2 rRNA genes are annotated in these 3,373 nt (G+C 48.8%); both read right to left on the reverse strand.

The annotated features are described in order from the left end of the window. Positions 1-10 precede the first annotated feature (10 nt). Positions 11-126: ribosomal RNA gene (gene rrf, locus ACYIAM_RS12810) — 5S ribosomal RNA — on the reverse strand. Between the two features lie 126 nt (positions 127-252). Then, a 23S ribosomal RNA gene (locus ACYIAM_RS12815) occupies positions 253-3,151 on the reverse strand. Positions 3,152-3,373 lie beyond the last annotated feature (222 nt).

Below are 3,373 nucleotides of genomic sequence, written 5' to 3' on the forward strand. Positions count from 1 at the left end.
AAATTTAAAAGTCTGGCGGCCCCCTACTCTCACATGGGTAATACCCACACTACCATCGGCACTACGGCGTTTCACTTCTGAGTTCGGCATGGGGTCAGGTGGGACCACCGCGCTATTACCGCCAGACATATCCTGTACTCTCTTCAATTAGTTACATTATCTCATATCTGCACTAATCTCTCAATCCGGAACAAACTGTTATTTCAACTTTTATACAATCTCTCGCGTAACCCCAAAACAACTCCGAGTTGTAAGGTTAAGACTCTCGGTTCATTAGTATCAGTTAGCTCAATGTATCACTACACTTACACACCTGACCTATCTACGTCTTAGTCTCAAACGGACCTTACTGAATCTCTTCAGGGAAAACTCATCTCGAGGCTAGTTTCGTACTTAGATGCTTTCAGCACTTATCTATTCCGCACGTAGCTACCGGGCAATGCAATTGGCATCACAACCCGAACACCAGCGGTGCGTTCACTTCGGTCCTCTCGTACTAGAAGCAAACCCTCTCAATTTTCCTACGCCCATGGCAGATAGGGACCGAACTGTCTCACGACGTTCTAAACCCAGCTCGCGTACCACTTTAAACGGCGAACAGCCGTACCCTTGGGACCTACTTCAGCCCCAGGATGTGATGAGCCGACATCGAGGTGCCAAACACCGCCGTCGATATGAACTCTTGGGCGGTATCAGCCTGTTATCCCCGGAGTACCTTTTATCCGTTGAGCGATGGCCCTTCCATTCAGAACCACCGGATCACTATGACCTACTTTCGTACCTGCTCGAGCCGTCACTCTCGCAGTCAAGCTAGCTTTTGCCATTGCACTAACCTCCTGATGTCCGACCAGGATTAGCTAACCTTCGTGCTCCTCCGTTACTCTTTGGGAGGAGACCGCCCCAGTCAAACTACCCACCAGACAGTGTCCCTTACCTCGATTCAGAAGTATAGGTTAGAACATCAAACATTAAAGGGTGGTATTTCAAGGTCGACTCCACACACACTGGCGTGCATGCTTCTTTGCCTCCCACCTATCCTACACATTAAGGCTCAATGTTCACTGTCAAGCTATAGTAAAGGTTCACGGGGTCTTTCCGTCTTGCCACGGGTACACCGCATCTTCACGGCAATTTCAATTTCACTGAGTCTCGGGTGGAGACAGCCTGGCCATCATTACGCCATTCGTGCAGGTCGGAACTTACCCGACAAGGAATTTCGCTACCTTAGGACCGTTATAGTTACGGCCGCCGTTTACTGGGGCTTCGATCAAGAGCTTCTGCTTACGCATAACCCCATCAATTAACCTTCCAGCACCGGGCAGGCGTCACACCGTATACGTCCACTTTCGTGTTTGCACAGTGCTGTGTTTTTATTAAACAGTTGCAGCCAGCTGGTATCTTCGACTGACTTCACCTACATCCGCGTGGGACTTCAATTACCATCAGCGTGCCTTCTCCCGAAGTTACGGCACCATTTTGCCTAGTTCCTTCACCCGAGTTCTCTCAAGCGCCTGAGTATTCTCTACCTGACCACCTGTGTCGGTTTCGGGTACGATTAACTATAACCTGAAGCTTAGAGGATTTTCCTGGAAGCAGGGCATCAATTACTTCACTGCCTTAGCAGCTCGTCATCACACCTCAGCGTTTCAGTGACCGGATTTGCCTAATCACACGCCTACATGCTTAACCCACCATCCAATAGGTGGTAAACCTAGCCTTCTTCGTCCCCCCATCGCAGTTATAGCCAGTACGGGAATATTAACCCGTTTCCCATCAGATACGCCCTTCGGCCTCTCCTTAGGGGTCGACTCACCCTGCCCCGATTAACGTTGGACAGGAACCCTTGGTCTTCCGGCGAGCGGGCTTTTCACCCGCTTTATCGTTACTTATGTCAGCATTCGCACTTCTGATACCTCCAGCATGCCTCACAACACACCTTCTACGGCTTACAGAACGCTCCCCTACCCAATACACTTACGTGCACTGCCGCAGCTTCGGTGCATAGTTTTAGCCCCGTTACATCTTCCGCGCAGGCCGACTCGACTAGTGAGCTATTACGCTTTCTTTAAATGATGGCTGCTTCTAAGCCAACATCCTAGCTGTCTAAGCCTTCCCACTTCGTTTCCCACTTAACTATGACTTCGGGACCTTAGCTGGCGGTCTGGGTTGTTTCCCTCTTCACGACGAACGTTAGCACCCGCCGTGTGTCTCCCATGATTAAACTTGTCAGTATTCGGAGTTTGCATCGGGTTGGTAAGCCGGGATGGCCCCCTAGCCGAAACAGTGCTCTACCCCCAACAGTTACTCATGAGGCGCTACCTAAATAGCTTTCGGGGAGAACCAGCTATCTCCCGGTTTGATTGGCCTTTCACCCCCAGCCACAGGTCATCCGCTAATTTTTCAACATTAGTCGGTTCGGTCCTCCAGTTAGTGTTAACCAACCTTCAACCTGCCCATGGCTAGATCACCGGGTTTCGGGTCTATACCCTGCAACTTAACGCACAGTTAATACTCGGTTTCCCTTCGGCTCCCCTATTCGGTTAACCTTGCTACAGAATATAAGTCGCTGACCCATTATACAAAAGGTACGCAGTCACTACTACCTAATGGCAGCAGCTCCCACTGATTGTACGTACACGGTTTCAGGGTCTATTTCACTCCCCTCCCGGGGTTCTTTTCGCCTTTCCCTCACGGTACTGGTTCACTATCGGTCAATCAGGAGTATTTAGCCTTGGAGGATGGTCCCCCCTTCTTCAGACAGGATATCACGTGTCCCGCCCTACTCTATAAGCTTCCACATATCGCACCTTCGTGTACGGGACTTTCACCCTCTATCGTGCGACTTTCCAGACGCTTCCACTAATACTATATGCTACCCGCTTGGGCTCCTCCCCTTTCGCTCGCCGCTACTTAGGGAATCTCGGTTGATTTCTTTTCCTCGGGGTACTTAGATGTTTCAGTTCTCCCGGTTCGCCTCATATGACTATGAATTCATCATATGATAGTGTAGTCACCTACACTGGGTTTCCCCATTCGGACATCGACGGCTATAGCGCTTTTTATCAGCTCACCGTCGCTTTTCGCAGATTAACACGTCCTTCTTCGCCTCTGATTGCCTAGGCATCCACCGTGTACGCTTAATTTCTTAACCTTACAACTCACAGTTGTCTTGGTTTTAATTACGCTTTTTTCTCTTTCTTAATTACTCACCTCTACCAATTCGTCTCAACTAAAAATTATCACTAACCTTTAATTTCACATCTCGATAAAAGCTTTACATAAGAACGAGAACTCGTTTCTTTCAGCTTGTTCCTAATTGTTAAAGAGCTTTATCTTTCTATTTACTCACTATAATAATTAAGCAAACACAAAG

This window comes from Gilliamella sp. X-60 (assembly GCF_057063585.1).